The sequence below is a fragment of the Streptococcus merionis DSM 19192 genome (assembly GCF_000380085.1).
GTDB classification, from domain to species: domain Bacteria; phylum Bacillota; class Bacilli; order Lactobacillales; family Streptococcaceae; genus Streptococcus; species Streptococcus merionis.
On the sequence record NZ_KB904539.1, the window covers coordinates 263,139 to 281,103 of the forward strand.

Sequence of the window (17,965 nt, forward strand, 5' to 3'; positions counted from 1 at the left end):
GCTAATGAAGAAAAAACTTTTATTCGGTTTGTTAATGGTAACGAGTGCTTTAACTTTTTTGACAGGCTGTGCTCAAAAGTCTTCTAGTGAGGAGACAATTACCCTTCGATTTGCTTATGCTAGTAATAGTCAGCCAGTCATTGATTCTATGAAAAAATTTGGTGAGTTGGTTAATGAAAAAACTGATGGCAAAGTAGTCGTTGAATATTATCCAGATGGGCAACTTGGTGGTGAAACAGAATTGATTGAGTTAACACAGACTGGAGGTATTGACTTTACCAAAGTGAGCGCATCAGCGCTGGAAGGATTCTCAAAGTCTTATTCAGTTTTTGGCTTACCGTATTTATTTGACAATGAAGACCATTACTTTACAGTAATGGAAAACAAAGCGATCATGGATCCCATTTATCAATCAACAAAAGAATTAGGATTTGTTGGTCTAACTTATTATGATTCAGGACAGCGTAGTTTTTACATGGTTGATGGCCCAATTGAATCGGTCGCAGACCTTAAAGGAAAAAAGATTCGTACGATGCAAAGTGCAACGGCTATTCGTATGGTAAGTCTATTAGGAGGTGCGGCAGTACCGATGAGTAGTAGTGAGGTTTATACCTCGCTTCAATCAAATTTGATTAATGGTGCTGAAAATAATGAATTTGTTCTTTATACAGCAGGTCACGGAGGTGTTGCCAAGTATTACTCTTATGATGAGCATACTCGTGTTCCAGATATTGTACTTATGAGCAATTCTGTTAAGGAACGTCTTAATGAAAAACAATATCAGGCTGTATTAGAAGCAGCCAAAGCATCTACTGAATTTGAAAAAACAGTCTTCAAAGATGCAGTAGAAGCTGAAAAAGAGATTGCTATTAAAGAATATGGTGTTAAATTTAATACAATTGCTGATACATCTGAATTCCGTAAAGCCGTTCAGCCGATGTTAGATGAGTACGCGGCAAATCCAACATATGGTCCAATCTATCAATCTATTCGTGATTTGGCGATGGAGGTTAAACATGATAGCAATTAGAAAACTTTTAGATAAGTGTTTAGAATTTATCTGCTCAGTAGTATTTGTTGTGATGATTTTGGTTGTTCTTTACCAAATTTTTGTACGTACGGTCTTAGGAAATCCAAATACTGTTACAGAAGAATTTGTTAAATTTAGTTTGGTTGTCTTTGCTTGCTTCAGCCTATGTCGTTGGAAAAAGGTCTCATTTATCAGTATCCCTATTATCAGATCACTTGAACCCACAAAAGCAAAGAATACTCGATACCGTTGTTCAAATTTTATTTGTTCTATTTGCAGCAGTGGTAATGATTTTTGGGGGATTTAAAGCAGTTTCTGTTACTATGGGACAACTGTCTCCATCTCTTGGGATACCTATGGGATTGGTTTATCTAGCGGTTCCAGTTTCTGGTATTTTAATATTAGTCTACAGTCTGTTAAACCTTATCCAAGGAAAACCGCAAGATGAAAGTGAGGGGTAGCCATGGCAGTTGAAGCAGGACTTATTTTATTTATTATTTTTGCAATCTTACTTGTTTTAGGCTTACCTATTGCCATTAGTATTGCTGCCTCTTCTATTGCAACTTTATTATTAGTTGTGCCATTTGACATTTCGTTGTTTACGTCAGCTCAGAAGATGGTGGCAAGTTTGAATAGTTTTTCACTTGTTGCAATTCCCTTCTTTGTCCTCTCAGGAATAATTATGAACAACGGGGGGATAGCCACGAAGCTAGTTAATTTTGCAATGCTTTTTGTAGGTCGCATTCCTGGTGGATTAGCTCATACAAATGTTCTTGGAAATGCCTTATTTGGCTCTATGTCTTCATCTGCAATTGCTGCATCAACAGCTATCGGTGGTGTGCTCATTCCTCAGCAAGAAAGGGCAGGCTATGATCGGAAATTTGCAACAGCAGTCAATATTGCATCTGCTCCAACAGGAATGGTTATTCCACCGTCAACAGCTTTTATCATGTTCTCATTAGTAGCTTCTGGTGCTTCCATTTCAAAACTTTTTATGGGCGGTTATTTAGTTGGTGCTCTCTGGAGCTTAGGAATTATGCTAGTGGCCTTCTTATGGGCTAAAAAGGAAAAATATCCAGTTGTCACTAGTCAAGATAAAGGGGAAGCGTTAACGATTATTAAAGAGGCTATTCCTAGCATCTTCTTGATTGTGATTATCATCGGAGGCATTTTATCAGGTATTTTTACTGCTATTGAAGCTTCAGCTGTAGCAGTAGCGTATTCTTTACTGATTACAATGTTCTATTATAAGACAGTGACAATAAAAGAAATCCCAAGCATGCTGAAAGAAGCCGTTTTGACAACTGGTACAATAGCCTTTTTGTTGGCAACTTCGTCAATGATGTCATTTGCGATGGCTTTTACTGGTATCCCACAAGCCATTAGCGCATCAATCCTTGGTTTGACTACTAATAAGTATATCATTTTACTTTTAGTGAATTTGGTTCTCTTAGTGGTTGGTATGTTTATGGATGTCGGACCAGCTATTCTTATCTTTACACCAATTTTCTTACCAGTAGTAAAAAGTGTTGGCGTAGATCCGGTACACTTTGGTCTATTTGCCATTATGAACCTTTGTGTGGGATCAATTACACCACCGGTTGGCACAGGCTTATATGTTGGAGCAAGCGTTGGTGGTGTTAAAGCAGAAAAATGTTTGAAACTATTAGCTCCATTTTACTTAGTTATTCTAGTAGTGTTGCTCTTAATCACTTACTTCCCAAGTTTAGTGATGTGGTTACCAAATTTGGTCAATTAGAAGGGAGATTTGATGCAATATACTGTTAGAGGGCATGATTTGTCACAAGTGACTTCAGTTGTAGATTTAGCTGAAAAAATTTCTCAACAAGGGATTTCATCCGTACAGTTAGCCTTAGGCATGTCTTTTAAAGATATGCCTTCTGAGGCGTCTCATCTTAATCCTGGTATGGGACGAATGATAGCAAAAGCTTTAGCGCAGAAGAATATTGATGTTGCTATACTTAGTTGCTATATCAATATGATTCACCCTGACTTAGATTTGCGAGAAAAGTTACTTCAAAAATTTGAGAGTTATGTTAAACATGCTCCTTACTTTGGAGCAACGATGGTGGCATCTGAAACAGGAAATATTTTTCCGGAGATTATATTTACGGAAGACAATTTTAAAGATGAAACATTTGAAAAGTTAGTTCCTGTTATTGAACGATTGGTTAAAGCTGGAGAAAAACATCGAGTTATTATTGGAATTGAACCGGGTTTGAACCATCCATTATACTCTTTAGAACGAGTAGAGGAGCTTTTAGAACGCGTAGATTCAGACTACTTAGGCATTATCTTAGATCCGACAAACTTGATTACAGTTGAGACTTATCAAAAACAGGTCGAATTGGTTCAAGAAGCCTTTGAACGTTTTGGGGATAAGATAGTAGCGATACATTTGAAAGATTTTGTGATTGAAAATCAAAAAATTGTCCCTATTGATATGGGGAGGGGCATGATACATTATTCGGAAATTTTGGATATTATTGAAAAATACAAGCCACACTCTTATGTTGTTTTAGAGGAAACAAAAGACGACTTCATTGGAAGTGCTTTGAAAATGTTGAGAAACTAATACAGACAGTAAATAAGGAAAAGCAGATGAAGAATTTTTTCAATAATCAAAGTCAAGAGACCATTGATGATAAGCAGATACAAGCCTCGCGTGTTAATACAATGATTTCAGATCAGTATGAAATATATCATGTTAAAGATGATGTTAATCAAACTCAAACCTTATATCATTATCATGATTGCTATGAAATTCATGCAACCTTGGAAGGTGAAGCGGTCTTTTATATAGATGGTGAGCAGTTTGACATTAATGCGGGAACTATCTTATTGATTCCTGCTAATAAAATGCATCGCATCATGAAACAGAGTTCGGAATATTTTGAGCGCGTCTATATTTTTATGACACCAGTGTTTTTAAAACGCTATTCAACGAGAAAAACTAATTTAGAAGCTTGTTTTGGAAATTATGGATTAGGTGAAGCAAAGATATTAAAATCAAATCCTGACGAGCTGAGACAGCAGCTTGATTTCATCACATTTGATACGGCTAAGGATGAATTTGGAGTAGATGTTACTTTTGAACAAGCACTTGTCAGATACATTATTTTCTTGAATCGTTTAGTATTGTCGAATAATAGTGAGCTTCATCCAAAGTCAAATGAGATAAATGAGCGTATAGATGAAATGATTAAGTATATATCAGAACATCTTGGGGATGATTTGACATTAGAAGAGATGGAAAGTCATTTTTATGTCAGCAAATACTATATTACCCGTGAGTTTAAAAAACATACCGGCTATACATTTCATCAGTTCGTTTTGAAAAAACGTTTATTGTATTCTAAATATCTGTTGAGAGAAAGAAAAAATGCGAGTCAAATCTTTAGTGATTGCGGTTTTATCTCTTATCCCCACTTTTTAAAAGCATTTAAAAAAGAATTTAAGATGACACCGAAAGAATTTTTAAATTTACTACAGGATAATGAAAAAATTCATTTGGAACATTTTGAAACAAAACATTACAGATGAAAGTGAGTATCTAGTCTTATGATTATTAAAGCTTTTCGGATGGTTGTTTATCCAGAACAACATAAAGAATACGAGAAACGTCACAAGGAGTTGTGGCCAGAATTACGTCAGATGTTAAAAAATCACGGTGTTAAAAAATATTTTATTTTCTTAGATAAAGAAACAAGTCACTTATTTGCCTATGCTGAAATTGAAAGCGAGGAATTATGGGAGAAGATTTCATCAACTGAAATAAATCAAAAATGGTGGCGTTACATGGAGTCAATAATGGAAACCAATTCGGATAGTTCACCAACTAGTGTAGATCTTCGTCAAGTTTTTGAGTTATAGGTATAGATATTGGAGAGATAATGAAGAAAGTTGATATTTTAAAACGAATTGAAGATGCAGGTGTTATAGCAGTTGTTCGTGGTTCTTCTAAGGAAGAGGCTTTTAAAGCGAGCGAAGCCTGTTTGAAGGGTGGAATAAAAGGAATTGAGTTAACTTTTACAGTTCCTCAAGCAGATCAAGTCATTGCTGATTTAATTGCTAATCATTGTGAAAATTCAAATACTGTGATTGGAGCAGGAACTGTGCTGGACGCTGTCACAGCGCGTTTAGCAATAATGGCAGGAGCAGAATTTATTGTTAGTCCAACATTTGATAAGGAAACGGCAAAGCTTTGCAATCTCTACCAAATTCCCTACATTCCTGGGTGCATGACCACTACAGAGATGAAAGAGGCGTTGAGATATGGAGTCGATATTATCAAGCTATTTCCAGGAAGTGCTTACGACCCATCTATCATTAAGGCTTTTAAAGCTCCATTACCGCATATTAATATTATGCCAACAGGCGGAGTTAGTCTCGAGAACATGGTTGATTGGTTTGCAGCAGGTGCTGTTACAGTTGGTGTGGGTGGAAATCTTCTAGCTCCAGCTGAAATTGGTAACTTTGATAAAGTGACCGAAATAGCGACACAATATATGAAAAAGTATCTTGCAATTAAAGGGTAAATTCAATGGGAAGAATCGTTGCTTTAGGTGAAATGATGATGCGCCTTTCAACACCATCTGGAATGCGTCTTTCAAATTCTAATCATTTTCAGGTTCATTATGGTGGTGGGGAAGCCAATGTGGCTATCTCTTTAGCTCATTATGGTCATCGTGTAGCTTTGGCTAGTAAGGTTCCAAATTCTCTTTTGGGACAAGGAGTAGAGAACCAGTTACGGTTAAATGGAGTAGAAACAGATTTACTCCTCAAAGGAGGTGATCGTCTAGGGTGCTACTATGTTGAGTCAGGAATTGGAGAGAGGGGGCCGATGGTTATCTATGACCGTGCCTTTTCCAGTTTTGCTAGTATGGATACCATTGAGTGGGATGTTAATCAACTTTTCAAAGATATAGATTGTCTTCACATCTCAGGAGTGACAGCAGGCTTGACACATGCTTGGCAAGAAAATATTAAAAAATTGATTCTCTTAGCAAAGAATCAAGGGATCAGTATCAGTTTTGATGTTAATTATCGTACAAAACTATGGTCTCAAGTAGAATGCGGAGTTTTTCTTAAAGAAATTTTACCCTATGTGGATTATCTATCGGCTGGAAAGTTAGATGCCATCCATCTTTTAAATATTTCTCTAGAATCTACGGAGACTACCGATGACTTAGTTTTCTACTATCAAGAAATAGCGGAGCGTTATCCGAATGTAAAAGTATTATATGCGACAGAGCGAACGGTTACATCAGCTAGTTCGAATCGGTTGAGAGGGTATATTTTTACCAAAGGCCAAATTTATAAATCAGTTCAACATACCATTGAACCGATTGTAGATCGTATTGGTGGTGGAGATGCCTTTGCAGGCGGAATTCTTCATGGACTGTTTAACGAATGGGAGCCACAGGAAACAGTAGAATTTGCTACAGCTGCTTCTGCATTGAAGCATACTATTTATGGAGATTATAATCAATTTACAGAACAAGAAGTCATTGATTTTGCTACATCAAGTAGCGGAATGATTAAGAGATAAGACTAGGAGGTATTAAAAAATGCAAACAAAATTTGACAATCGTTATACGCATTCACCAGAGGATATTCGTCATTATTCAACAGAGCAGTTACGTAAGGAATTTTTAGTAGAAGAAGTTTTTAAATCGGGCGAGATTAAGCTGACTTATACGCACAATGATCGTATGATTTTTGGAGGTGTAACACCTACAACTGAGCCACTAGAAATTGTCTTTGATAAGGCTTTGGGCGTTGAATACTTTTTAGAACGTCGTGAACTGGGGGTGATTAATATTGGCGGTGAAGGTATTATCGAAATTGATAGTCAAGCAGATACTATGAAAAAACAAGATGGTTATTACATTGGAAAAGAGACACGTCATGTTGTTTTTTCTTCAAAAAATCCAAAAAATCCAGCAAAATTCTATATTAGCTCTGTTCCAGCTCATCACAAATATCCAAATGTTAAGATTTCTATAGACCAGATAAAACCAATGGAGACGGGAGACCCCCTGACGCTTAACGAGCGAAAAATTTATCAGTATATTCATCCAAATGTATGCGAGAGTTGTCAACTCCAAATGGGATACACGATTCTTGAACCAGGGAGCTCTTGGAATACAATGCCTTGTCACACTCATGAACGTCGTATGGAGACTTATGTCTATTTTGATATGGCAGAAGATACTCGTATTTTTCATATGATGGGTAAGCCTGATGAGACTAAACATTTGGTACTTGGTAATGAGCAGGCCATTATTTCACCAAGTTGGTCAATTCATTCAGGTGTTGGAACAAGTAATTACTCATTTATCTGGTCGATGTGTGGTGAAAATATTACTTATACTGACATGGATATGGTTGATATGAAAGATTTAAAATAGGAGAAGAATTTATGACATTTGAGATGACAAGTTTTTCACTTGAAGGAAAAATTGCTTTGGTAACAGGGGCTGTTTACGGCATTGGTTTTGCTATAGCAGAAAGTTATGCAAAAGCAGGGGCAACTATTGTTTTCAACGATTTGACTCAAGAAGGAGTTGAGCGTGGATTGGCATCTTATGCGGAAAAAGGTATCAAAGCTTATGGCTATGTTTGTAATGTGGCAGATGAAGATGGCATTCAGGCCATGGTCAAACAAATTGAGGAGGAGGTTGGCGTCATTGATATCCTGGTCAATAATGCAGGAGTGATCAAGCGTACACCAATGATTGAGATGCCTGCTAGTGATTTTCGTCAGGTCATTGATATTGACTTAGTAGCTCCATTTATCGTAGCAAAAGCTGTTATTCCAAGTATGATAAAAAAAGGAGGCGGTAAAATCATTAATATCTGTTCAATGATGTCTGAATTGGGACGTGAAACCGTTTCAGCTTATGCGGCAGCCAAAGGTGGATTGAAAATGTTGACGAAGAATATCGCTTCTGAATATGGTCAATATAATATTCAGTGTAACGGTATTGGACCAGGCTATATTGCAACTCCACAAACAGCCCCACTGAGGGAATTGCAAGAAGATGGTTCCCGTCATCCATTTGATCAATTCATCATCGCTAAAACTCCAGCTGAACGTTGGGGAGAGGCTGAAGATTTGCAAGGTCCAGCTGTATTTTTGGCTAGCTCAGCATCTGACTTCGTGAATGGGCATGTTCTTTACGTTGATGGAGGCATTCTCGCTTATATTGGAAAACAACCAGAGTAAGTAACTTTGTCAGTAAAAGAACTAAGGTAGCCTTCATTCTTTCAAAAATGTTACTTGTACCAAAGTAAGAGCAAGAGTGTAAGGAGAAGTAAAGATGAAATTAATTTATGAGAACTCTTTGTGTGGTTTAGATGTCCTATCAGATTGGATTAAAGAGGGGAATATTGCAATTGAAGAGTCGTCAGATGGTGTGATTTTATCTAATCTAGATGATGAAAAACTGGGTGATTACGCACATTGGACAATTTGGATACCAGATATTTTTCCAAAAAATGTACAAATCGAATGGGATTTCAAACCGTTACGAGAACCTGGCTTGTGCATGGTCTTCTTTGCTGCAAAAGGACGCAATGGAGAAAGTATATTTTCTTCCAAATTGGCTAAAAGAAGTGGTTATTACCCTGAATACCATTCTGGAGATATTGATGCCTATCATATTTCTTATTTTCGTCATAAATATGAAAGTGAACGTCGATTTAGGACATGTAATTTGAGAAAGAGCTATGGTTTTCATTTTGTCACACAAGGGGCTGATCCATTACCACCGATAGAAGATGTAAGAGGTGTTTACCATCTTAAGGTTGTAAAAATGGAGCAGAATATCTCATTTTTTATTGATGATTTAAAAATTCTGGAGTGGTATGACGATGGATTAGAGTTTGGAGCGGCTCTTACGGATGGTTATATTGGTTTTCGACAAATGGCACCGATGAAGGCGCAGTATAGTCATTTAAAAATATGGGACCTAGATAGTGAGCGGTGATGGGAGTATTTAACAAAATAGGAACGTATATTTATTATTGTGCGAAACTTAATTTCTATACTATATATGGAATCTTATCCGGTGGTATTATCTTGGGTATTGCCCCATCTTTGATCGCTGCAGGGGTTGAAGTGTACCGTCTTAGTAGAAAAGAAGAGTTAAATTTTAGTCGATTTAAAATTAATACTAAGAAATATTTTACGGAAGCCAATAAGCATATTTTACCGCTAATAACTGTAGCTTTTGTATTATTAGTTATTTATAGGATGGTATTGAATGGCTGGCTAGAACTCGTTTATTTATTCTTGATTGGTTATACAATTGTTCTTATCTGGATAATGGTTGCTATGAATTCCTATTATGAGAGGCTTCAAGGTTCCCTTTTGAAAATAGCAATGCGATTTTGCTTATGCCAATTTCCAATAGTAGTGTTATTATTTTTGGAAAATATTGCCTTATTTTATCTTGCAGTTATAATACCTGGATTAATACCATTTTTTATGTTCGGATTATCCATTTTAGTTAATGTACTTACATGTTATAGTTTTTTTGCAATTAATGAAAAGCAACTGGAGGAGGACAAAAAGTGAATCAATGGTTGCATAAAGCTCCTAGAATCTCAAAAGGGGTTACTTGGGGCCATCCTTGGGAGAGAGGGCAATTGGACTCTCAAAAAGTATCTGCTTCAACATTTTGGGTAGCTGATAATCCAACACAGACGAGCATTATGGCATATTGGCCAGATGGCTCAGTGAAGTGGACAAAGCATGCAGCAATATTCCAATCATCGCCTCAAGATTTATCAGATTTTTGTATATTACCTAAGAAAGGAGAAGAAAAAATCTTAGTCACAGAGACGTTTAATGCTTTCAACGTTGATACAGGCCGATTAACGGCTAAAATTTCAAAGAATAGTGACTATAGCAAAATCTTTGACACGATATTTGTAGACAATAAATGTCTAATCAAAGACCTACGGCTAGTAACTCAGGTTGAAGAAGAAAAGTGTTACTCTTATGTAGATATCGTTGAGGTGCTTGAAAATGGTAGCCTGAAATCAGTTTTGAAAGTAAGTGGGCATTATGAAAGAACGCCATCAAAAGAGTTTAATCGTTTCAATCTTTATCTTACTTTTTATAAAGATCTTCAGCAAATTGAATTAACTCATACATTTGAAGTAACACAGTCTAGAAATTTAGCAGCGATAGGTTTAGAATACCGAACCCCTCTTGAAGGTAAATTGTGGAACCGTTGTGTTGGTTTTGTAGGAACAGATGGTGTTTATTATGAGCCTGTTCTATCGCTATTTTCAAGACGATATCGATATCATAATGAGCCTTATGCAAGGCAAGTAAGTGGTGAGAAGGTTAACCTAGATGAAGATAGTGATTTATTACGTCATGCCAATGAAAATGCGATTTGGGATAGTTTTTATGTAGAACAATTGCATTCTCGAAGCTATCAAATCAAAAAGACAACACGTGCTAAGCTTTCCAAGGTAACTGTCTCTTCTGGGGCTCACTATTCTGGATCGCTTTATTTGGGAAGTGAGTTTGGTGGGGTACAAATACATTTGTCAAAGTTTTGGCAAAAATACCCATCTGCGATTCACGTTTCAGATTTAAGTCGAGATGAAGCTATTACACGATTATGGTTTTGGTCACCAGAAGCAGAAGTAATTGATTTTAGACATTATGATGACCGTGATCATATGTTAAGTGCTTATGAGGGAATGGAAGAAATTCGTTCAACACCAGTAGGGATCGCTAACAGTTCAACGCTTGTACTAAAGTTATATCCTGAGAGAGCGACATCGGAAGAAATTTTGGCTTTTTCTGAGGAATACCAGGAACCGTCTCGTATTGTATGTTCTCCTGAAACCTATCATCATTGTAAGGTTTTCGCACCGTATAGCTTACCACGAGCAGGCTTTGCTAGCGATATAGAAGCTAAGTTAAGTTTTTTATTCGATTTTTATCAAAAGGAAGTAGAGCAACGGGAGTGGTATGGCTATTGGAATTACGGTGATTTCATGCATTCATATGATCCTTATCGCCATATGTGGCTTTATGATTTTGGTGGCTATGCGTGGCAAAATAACGAATTAGTACCAACGATATGGCTATGGTTGTATTTTTTACGTACGGGTCGTTCAGATGTTTTTGAATTGGCTGAGGCGATGACTCGCCATACCTCTGAGGTTGATATTTACCATTCGGGGCCGTACTCAGGTTTAGGATCGAGACATAATGTCATACATTGGGGGTGTCAAGCTAAAGAAACCAGAATATCAATGGCGTGGTTGCATCGGTATTATTATTATTTAACAGGGGATGAGAGAATAGGAGATATTTTAGAAGAGGTAAGAAGTAATGAGGATAGCTTTGAGAGACTAGAACCCCTTCGAGAATTTTATAAACGAGATGGAGAATGGATACCAATCCGCTCTAGTCCTGATTGGACTGCCGTAGCTTCTAATTGGTATACACAGTATGAACGGACTGGAAATAAAGCCACTTTTGATAAAATTGAGCGAGGTTTAGAGGATATCTATCAAATGCCGTATAAATTCTTATCGGGACCGACAGTGCTTTTTGATTGGAAAACAGCTCATATGCGTTACATGGGCGTAGGAAATGTAGGGGGATATCATATGATGATTTCGTTTGGAGCACCTCAGTTATTGATGGAAATTGCTGAAACGGAAAATCATCTTCCACTTAAAGAAATGTTAGCAGAATATGGGAAGTTTTATACCTTAACTGATGATGAAATGAGGCAGCAAACGGACGGCCAATTATATAAAGAGCATTTTGCTTGGCCAATGTTTGCTACAGCTATGATGGCTTATGCGGCTAGTCATTACCAAAATAGGCAGTTAGCTCAAATTGCCTGGAAATATTTATTAGATCCAGAGTTATCAGGAGTTCCAAGTGACCCGAAAAAAACGCTTCAAACGGTATCAACTTTGGAACATCTTGAAGAGATGCCTTGGGTAACTACAAATGTTGTTTCACAATGGTGTTTGAATATTATCATCTGTCTAGAGTTGATAGGAGACGACTTGCCATAGTCTCGGTAAACAAATGGTAATCAAATTTATTCAAAATATTTTTAAAGGAGTTTTGTAATGATCAAGAAAACATTAGCTAAACGTCTACCTGCCGTAGCAATGCTTGCGACCATTGCGTTTGCATTAACAGCTTGTAGTGGTGAGGGAAGTAAAGAGGGAACAAGTTCAGCTAAATTGGATGAAATTACTATTATGTCGCCAACGCTGGAAGCGGTTACGCCAGAGGCGGGAAATCAAATTGAGAAAAAAATTGAAGAATATACCGGTGAGAAAATCAGCTTTGAATGGGTGCCTAATAGTAATTATCAGGATAGAATGAATATTGTTTTAGCATCTGGGGACTTGCCAGAAGTTATGGTTGTAACACAAAAAACAGGAAGTTTTGTAACCTCTGCAGAATCAGACGCATTTTGGGATTTGACGGATTATTTGAAGGACTATCCTAACCTATCTCAAGAAATAGCAGAGATTAAAAATAATTCTAGTTTAAACGGTAAAGTATATGGGATCTATCGCAAGCGTGATATCATGCGTTCAGCTGTCATGATTCGCAAAGATTGGCTGGATAAACTAGGCTTAGAAGAGCCGAAGACAACTGAAGATCTATATAATATTGCGAAAGCTTTTAAAGAAAAAGATCCCAATGGCAATGGTATAGATGATACAACTGGTTTAATTATTCCACAATGGCCAGCAACAATTAATACGAATAGTCCAATTGATACTATTGCAACATGGTTTGGAGCGGGAAATGCTTGGATTACTGATGATAAAGGAAATTTGAAGCCAAGTTTTGATAGCAAGGAGTATAGGGAGGCATTAAAATGGATTAAGAAAATGTATGATGAAGGCTTGATCAATCAAGATTTTGCAACCTTGTCGGCTGATGACTGGAACAATCAATTTATTAGCGGTAAAGGTGGCATTATCATTGATACGTACTCACGCTTTTACACCATTCAAACGGCTTTGAAAGACGCAGATCAGGAGAATTTTGGGAAACAAATCACCGTTGTTGGTAGTTTAGAATCGCCAAACGGAGATTATGCCCTCCCAACAGATGGTTACGCAGGCATGCTTGTCATTCCAAAGGCAAGTGTTAAAACGGAAGAACACCTCAAGCAGGTTCTGACTTTCTTGGATAAATTAAATGACAAAGAAATGCAAGTTCTAATGAATAATGGGATTGAGGGGGTAAACTTTGAAGTCAGTGATGGCTTTTCTAGTCTAATTAACCAAGATTCAAATGAAGCTAAAACGATTGTTAATGATGTGAAATCGTATGCTCAGGTTGGTACTAATGTTGCAGGTAACAAATATTATGTTGCTAAGCCAGCAACTGATATTGAACTAGCAAATTATAAAAAAGCTCAAGAATCAATGAAAGAGGACACCGAGAAAGCGGTGTTTAATCCAGCGTCTCCATTCATTTCACCTACCTATACTCAAAACGGGACACAGCTTGATAATATTATTCAGGATGCTCGTATTCAGTATATTGCAGGACAAATTGATGATAAAGGTTGGGAAGACGCAGTTGAATTGTGGAAAACATCTGGTGGTCAAAATGTTCAGAATGAGCTGAATGAGCTATACCAAAAGGCGCAACAATAAAAGTGAGGAGACGCTATTGCTAATAGTTAGCGATAGCGTACCCTTTTACTACGAGAGGTAAGAAAATGGTTAAACACACAGCTAGCTCTTCAAAAACTAAGGAAAGAGGCCAAAAAGTCTCGCTATTATCAACGATGAGCAAGTATAAATGGCTTTATTTATTGTTATTACCAGGAGTCCTTTACTTTATAGTATTTCGGTATGCACCAATGTACGGCCTTATTATTGCCTTTAAAAATTATGTGCCTAATTTAGGAATTAATGGTAGTCCTTGGGTAGGGTTTACTAATTTTAGAAATTTCTTTGTAAATCCAGACTTTTTTAGACTGTTTAAAAATACACTGGTATTAGCCTTGTTAAATATTGGAATTGGATTTCCGTTTCCAATTATATTAGCTCTAATGCTCAATGAGTTGCGTCAGAAAATCTATTCAAAATTGGTACAGACTTTTATCTATATTCCTCACTTTATTTCATGGGCAGTAACTGTTAGTTTAACTTTTATTTTACTGTCTGTAGATTCAGGTGTTATTACGGATATGATGGAAGCTGTTACCGGAAATAGAGTTGATTTGTTAACCTCTGTTCCAGCTTTTAGGCCGTTAATTGTTTTTCAAAGCATTTGGAAGGAATCTGGCTATGGAACTGTCATATATTTAGCTGCTTTGGCTGGTGTTGATCAGAATCAATATGAAGCTGCAATCATGGATGGTGCAGGCCGCTTTAGTCGCTTATGGCATGTGACCTTACCTGCTATTCGCAGCACAATTGTAGTGATGCTAATTTTACGTGTAGGTAGCTTTTTAACGACAGGGTTTGATCAAATTTATTTGATGACTAACTCTTTGAACCGTACAGTTGCTGATGTATTTGATACCTATGTTTATACAGTCGGGATTACACAAGGTTCCTATAGTTATAGTACAGCAGTAGGACTTTTCAAGTCGCTAATTGGCATAATTCTTGTTACAGCTACTAATAAAATTGCTAAAAAACTTGGTGAGAGTGGTTTGTATTAGGAGGAAATCATGAACAGTAATCAACGATTTAATACCTCGCTCGGGCGTGTTTTTGACGTGTTTAATATCATTATTTTGGGAATAATTGCTTTAGCGATGCTTTTGCCTTTCATATATGTGATTGCAGGCTCCTTTGCAACGGAGATGGAGCTTTCCACACGCTCATTCTTTTTATGGCCACGAGAATTTACCCTTGATTCGTATAACTATGTGTTACAGACGAAGACCATTTTAAAATCTTTATTCACAACAATCGGTATCACGGTTGTAGGAACATTTGTTCAGCTGGCTTTTACCTTTACAATGGCCTATCCACTATCACGAAAATATCTTCCGGGACGTACTATCGTATTAAACATGATAGTATTTGCAATGCTGTTTTCGGGTGGAATGGTACCAACTTTCTTGGTTGTCAAATCCTTAGGGTTATTGAATTCCTATTGGGCTTTGATTTTACCAATTGCTATTAGCCCTTTCAACTTAATGATTATTAAAAATAATTTTCAAAGTTTACCAAGTGAACTAGAAGAAGCAGCTCGTATGGATGGGTGCTCGGACATTGGTATTTTTTGGAAGATTATGTTGCCACTTTCAAAACCAACTATTGCAACCTTTACATTGTTTTATGCTGTAGGTATTTGGAACGATTTCATGAGCAGTCTCCTCTATATTAGTGATAGTAGCAAGTGGCCAATCCAGCTTCTATTGAGACAAATTACGATGTCTTCATCGGGCGCTAACGCTTTGGCTACAATGGATTCTACGTATGTAGCTCCAGAACAAGGGATTAAGTTTGTGGTGATTGTCATTGCAACCGTGCCGATTTTATTAGTGTATCCTTTCTTACAAAAATATTTTACAAAAGGTATTTTGATAGGTTCAGTTAAAGGTTAGGGCTGAAGGAAGGTCAACGCTAGTCTCTCTAGCGCGTTAAAGAAAGAGGTAATATTAATGAAATATCTTTTTATTGCAGGGGATTCAACGGCCTCGGTAAAAGAGTCACAGTTTTACCCCGAAACTGGTTGGGGAGAAGCGTTACGATTCTTTCTAGCTAAGGATGTAAAGTTGTGTAATTATGCTTTTAATGCTAGAAGTACCAAAAGTTTTCGAGAGGAAGGCCGTTGGAATGTTATTTTAAAAGAGTTGAAAAAAGGTGACATTGTTCTCATCCAATTTGGGCATAACGATGGCAAAAAAGATGACTCTCATCGTTATGCGCCAGCTTTTGGAGCTTATCAAAAAAATTTGATGACATATATTAGAGAAGTAAGGCAAAAGTGTGCAGTTCCAATACTACTAACACCAGTTACTAGACGTCTGTTTAGAGATGGGCAACTACTTTCAGATACTGTTTGGGATTATCCTACTGCTATGCGAGAAGTAGCTGAAGATCAACAAGTTGAGTTGATAGATGTTTATGATTTGAGTCAAAAACTTTTAAAGTCTTATGGTCCAGAGACGAGTAAGACTCTCTTTATGCACCTTCTCCCAAAACAACATGAAAATTATCCAGAAGGCATAGTAGACGACACACACCTCTCACCAATTGGAGCTTGGAAAATCGCAGAGCAGATTGCTATAAAATTGGGAGAAAAACATCCAGATTTTATTGAAAATATCGAGTGAAGTTGAGCTACTAAGTTTAAAATAGTTGATTGCAGTGACAATTTGAAAACTTAGAATGATAATTTATGTGAGGGGGAGTAATTTTTTAGGTGTTTCCGAACAAGTCTAATATTATTAAAGTAATCGAAAACGAGCACTTTCAACTATGGAATTGCTCGTTTTTCTCAAATCTCAAGCCTAAAAGTTATCTATCCCCTAAAAACATCTTTGGAGCTTTATAGTTGAGTAGTTTTTTTGATAGTTGCTGATCTAATCTCAATACTATCAACAGAAAGTATTCTTTTTGACAATAATTTTTGTTGTACATTCTAAGAGATAATAGTAAAATGTAATCAAAGAGCTAACGCATGATTAGGAATAAGTTAGCAAATATCTTGCAATTAAAAGAAAAACTGCCATTGTTTGTCCATAAAAACTGAAGAACTCCAGCGACTTTAGTAAAAATAGTTAACAATACTAGTACAAAGAGAGGCTGCATAATATTGAATCAAATTTGTTTAGCTTCAAAAGTAGAGATAAGTGTTTAGATTTTATCGGCACCTAATGGATAACATTAAGCTGTCATTTTGATTTAGAGATATACTGCTAGGAGGAATTTTAATTATTCTGAGTGGTTATTAGTACGGAGAGGTTAGTAAAGAAGAATATCAATTTAAAAAATCGTTGAATTGAAAGCTTGGTGAGGGAATTAGCGATTACAAAATAAATGATGAAGAGATTCAAAAAGATGCTTGGTGTAACTGAATAGTTATATTGTGCGCCATCTGCTTCTAAATTTTACCATTTTTGAAATACAGGTTTTCTATGTCTCACGAAACGTTAGCAGATCACAGTATGACGCGTGGCCTATCACAAAGAAGAAAGAAAAAATCATGATATACAAACAAGACTACTTAGATGATATTCTCGTCCGCATAGCCTATCACTCCAGTGGCATTGAGGGGAATACTATCTCACTTCCTGAGACTGTCAGTATCATTATTGAAAACAGCCTACCGGGCAATCACAAGAGTATTAGAGAGTTCTACGAGATTGAAAATCATAAGCAAGCTTTCTCTTTTCTCTTGGAGCAGTTGAACACCCAACCACCGCTTACGATTGGCTTGGTACAAGAGTTTCATGCTCTCTTGACTGATAGATTGCAGCATGATCGAGGATGCTTTAAAACAGCTCAGAATGCCATTATCGGAGCAGAGTTCAAGACAGCGACACCCTCAGAAACACCTTATCTGATGAGCCAGTGGGCGGATAATACCAGCTATCGATTAGAACGTGGCAGAACTACCCAGGAATTGCTCGAAGTGCTAGCAGATACTCATATCCAACTCGAACGCATTCACCCATTTTCAGACGGAAATGGTCGCACTGGACGTCTTGTTCTGATGTACCTAGCTATGCGATACTTAGACGCACCCGTCATCATAAGCAAAGACGACCGAGCCAAGTATATGGAATTGCTGGCCAACCAAAATATAGACGAACTGGCTGAACTACTCAAACAGTCGCTGGATTATGAGCAAGATAGACTGAAACAATTTTAAAGCTTCAAATCTGCACTTACTAAGATTTTACCAGTTTAACCCTATCA

At 37.0% G+C, this 17,965-nt stretch carries 17 protein-coding genes and 1 pseudogene; all 18 read left to right on the forward strand.

The genetic code is table 11. The annotated features are described in order from the left end of the window. Positions 1–4 precede the first annotated feature (4 nt). On the forward strand, positions 5–1,030 hold the full coding sequence (locus A3I5_RS0103065; protein WP_018373160.1) for a TRAP transporter substrate-binding protein: 1,026 nt from the start codon (positions 5–7) through the stop codon (positions 1,028–1,030). Further along, positions 1,017–1,491, forward strand: a pseudogene (locus A3I5_RS11535) (TRAP transporter small permease). The gene A3I5_RS0103065 and the pseudogene A3I5_RS11535 overlap by 14 nt, the downstream one beginning before the upstream one ends. 2 nt (positions 1,492–1,493) lie before the next feature. Further along, entirely contained in the window at positions 1,494–2,789 is a 1,296-nt protein-coding gene (locus A3I5_RS0103075; RefSeq protein WP_018373161.1) for a TRAP transporter large permease, read from the forward strand. A 9-nt stretch (positions 2,790–2,798) separates the two neighbouring features. Continuing rightward, entirely contained in the window at positions 2,799–3,626 is an 828-nt protein-coding gene (locus A3I5_RS0103080; RefSeq protein WP_026216897.1) for a sugar phosphate isomerase/epimerase family protein, read from the forward strand. A gap of 101 nt (positions 3,627–3,727) precedes the next feature. Further along, positions 3,728–4,594: an AraC family transcriptional regulator gene (locus A3I5_RS0103085; RefSeq protein ID WP_051071083.1), complete on the forward strand. Its 867-nt coding sequence runs from the start codon at positions 3,728–3,730 to the stop codon at positions 4,592–4,594. A gap of 18 nt (positions 4,595–4,612) precedes the next feature. Beyond that, positions 4,613–4,924 carry an L-rhamnose mutarotase gene (rhaM, locus tag A3I5_RS0103090; protein ID WP_018373164.1) on the forward strand — a complete coding sequence of 104 codons (312 nt, stop codon included), beginning with the start codon at positions 4,613–4,615 and terminating at the stop codon, positions 4,922–4,924. A gap of 20 nt (positions 4,925–4,944) precedes the next feature. Then, complete coding sequence (locus A3I5_RS0103095; RefSeq protein ID WP_018373165.1) at positions 4,945–5,589, forward strand: bifunctional 4-hydroxy-2-oxoglutarate aldolase/2-dehydro-3-deoxy-phosphogluconate aldolase; 645 nt, start codon at positions 4,945–4,947, stop codon at positions 5,587–5,589. Positions 5,590–5,594: 5 nt separating this feature from the next. Then, entirely contained in the window at positions 5,595–6,602 is a 1,008-nt protein-coding gene (locus tag A3I5_RS0103100; RefSeq protein ID WP_018373166.1) for a sugar kinase, read from the forward strand. A gap of 19 nt (positions 6,603–6,621) precedes the next feature. Then, positions 6,622–7,464 (forward strand): 5-dehydro-4-deoxy-D-glucuronate isomerase, encoded by an 843-nt coding sequence (gene kduI, locus A3I5_RS0103105; RefSeq protein WP_018373167.1) that lies wholly within the window; start codon positions 6,622–6,624, stop codon positions 7,462–7,464. An 11-nt stretch (positions 7,465–7,475) separates the two neighbouring features. Then, complete coding sequence (locus A3I5_RS0103110) at positions 7,476–8,282, forward strand: gluconate 5-dehydrogenase (protein ID WP_018373168.1); 807 nt, start codon at positions 7,476–7,478, stop codon at positions 8,280–8,282. A gap of 94 nt (positions 8,283–8,376) precedes the next feature. Then, entirely contained in the window at positions 8,377–9,045 is a 669-nt protein-coding gene (locus A3I5_RS0103115; RefSeq protein ID WP_018373169.1) for a DUF1961 family protein, read from the forward strand. Continuing rightward, a complete protein-coding gene (locus A3I5_RS0103120) occupies positions 9,045–9,635 on the forward strand; it encodes a DUF624 domain-containing protein (RefSeq protein WP_018373170.1) in 591 nt (196 codons plus the stop codon). Before A3I5_RS0103115 ends, A3I5_RS0103120 begins: the two co-directional genes overlap by 1 nt. Next, complete coding sequence (locus A3I5_RS0103125; RefSeq protein ID WP_018373171.1) at positions 9,632–12,118, forward strand: exo-rhamnogalacturonan lyase family protein; 2,487 nt, start codon at positions 9,632–9,634, stop codon at positions 12,116–12,118. Before A3I5_RS0103120 ends, A3I5_RS0103125 begins: the two co-directional genes overlap by 4 nt. A gap of 57 nt (positions 12,119–12,175) precedes the next feature. After that, positions 12,176–13,732 (forward strand): extracellular solute-binding protein, encoded by a 1,557-nt coding sequence (locus A3I5_RS0103130; RefSeq protein WP_018373172.1) that lies wholly within the window; start codon positions 12,176–12,178, stop codon positions 13,730–13,732. Between the two features lie 65 nt (positions 13,733–13,797). Further along, on the forward strand, positions 13,798–14,751 hold the full coding sequence (locus tag A3I5_RS0103135; protein WP_026216899.1) for an ABC transporter permease: 954 nt from the start codon (positions 13,798–13,800) through the stop codon (positions 14,749–14,751). 9 nt (positions 14,752–14,760) lie between these two features. Continuing rightward, positions 14,761–15,645, forward strand: a complete 885-nt coding sequence (locus A3I5_RS0103140; RefSeq protein WP_018373174.1) for a carbohydrate ABC transporter permease — start codon at positions 14,761–14,763, stop codon at positions 15,643–15,645. Positions 15,646–15,702: 57 nt separating this feature from the next. Next, complete coding sequence (locus A3I5_RS11540; protein ID WP_018373175.1) at positions 15,703–16,377, forward strand: rhamnogalacturonan acetylesterase; 675 nt, start codon at positions 15,703–15,705, stop codon at positions 16,375–16,377. A gap of 872 nt (positions 16,378–17,249) precedes the next feature. Further along, the gene (locus tag A3I5_RS0103150; RefSeq protein ID WP_018373176.1) at positions 17,250–17,918 is read left to right on the forward strand and encodes a Fic family protein; all 669 of its coding nucleotides are present in this window, start codon (positions 17,250–17,252) and stop codon (positions 17,916–17,918) included. Positions 17,919–17,965: the final 47 nt, after the last annotated feature.